At 34.2% G+C, this 406-nt stretch carries 1 protein-coding gene; it reads right to left on the bottom strand.

The features are described from left to right. Positions 1–45: 45 nt before the first annotated feature. Positions 46–406 (bottom strand): IS3 family transposase (locus tag A4245_RS19460; protein ID WP_157087781.1); only part of this gene is annotated, 361 nt, incomplete at its 5' end.

The following is a 406-nucleotide window of genomic DNA, read 5'->3' as shown; positions in this document are numbered from 1 at the left end:
CCACGGGGACAGGAATGATGTGACCCCCAAAAGTTAGAGTTTGATTTAAGCAGTTAATTGGCTGGTGTGATTGCGGTATTGAACTGGACTCATACCAGCTAATTTTTGCTTAATCCGTTTATTATTATAGTAAACTATATGTTTCTCAATCTTGTTTTTTAATACCTCATAAGAACACAATGCTTCCCCATGATACATCTCTTGTTTCAGTAAACCAAAGAAATTCTCCATTGGTGAATTATCTAAACAGTTCCCTTTTCTAGACATACTTTGAAAAATCTTATTCACTTTTAGTGTTTCTACCCATTTTCTATGTTGATAGTGCCATCCTTGATCAGAATGAATAGTTGTTCTGTATTTTGATCCTTTAACGATTTCTAGAGTTTCATCTAGAGGTTTCATCACT

Source organism: Oceanobacillus damuensis (genome assembly GCF_001618145.1).
In the GTDB taxonomy this organism is placed as follows: Bacteria; Bacillota; Bacilli; order Bacillales; family Amphibacillaceae; genus Oceanobacillus; species Oceanobacillus damuensis.
Note: the sequence above shows the minus strand (reverse complement) of the source record. Positions and strands in the feature narration are given on the sequence as shown.